The organism is Vibrio sp. 10N.222.52.B7 (genome assembly GCF_041474275.1).
Taxonomy (GTDB): domain Bacteria; phylum Pseudomonadota; class Gammaproteobacteria; order Enterobacterales; family Vibrionaceae; genus Vibrio; species Vibrio crassostreae_C.
Map to the genome: position 1 here is coordinate 1 of NZ_JBFRTU010000768.1, position 454 is coordinate 454.

Here is a 454-nt window from a genome sequence, read left to right on the forward strand (position 1 = left end):
AATAAGATCTTTCCCAACTCTATTTTTTCGGGTGTTTGTTTATTATCCGCAGGCACAGGCACCTCCCCTAGAGGCTCAAGCTGTACCTTTGCATTAACAACATTGGGAAGCCCCGTCATCCCAATAAGAATAAAGAGTGCTGCCTTTAATACAGAGCGCTTAGTTACGAGCATTTGACCAATCCTCCGTGTATTCGTAGCCGAAGTCATAGTCTAACCATTCGTATTCTTCGCCTATAAGGGCGTCTCCAGATAACGATTCCAAAAAAGCCACCAGCGCCTTTTTTTCGTAGTCCGTTAGGGAAAGCGTGGTGAGTCGAGAGTCTTTGTTTGAGTCTTCGCCACCACCTTGATTATAAAATTCAACCACATCTTCAAGCGTGGCAAGCATGCCATTGTGCATATACGGCGCAGTTTGACTGAGCTCTCGCAGCGTTGGCGTTATGAACTTACCG

Annotated in this window: 2 pseudogenes; both read right to left on the minus strand. The window is 46.0% G+C overall.

Features of this window, described 5'->3' with window-relative positions:
* Window positions 1–173: pseudogene (locus AB4512_RS25210) on the minus strand (cytochrome-c peroxidase); the annotation flags it as partial.
* Window positions 160–454, minus strand: a pseudogene (locus AB4512_RS25215) (photosynthetic protein synthase I); the annotation flags it as partial. The pseudogenes AB4512_RS25210 and AB4512_RS25215, both read right to left, overlap by 14 nt.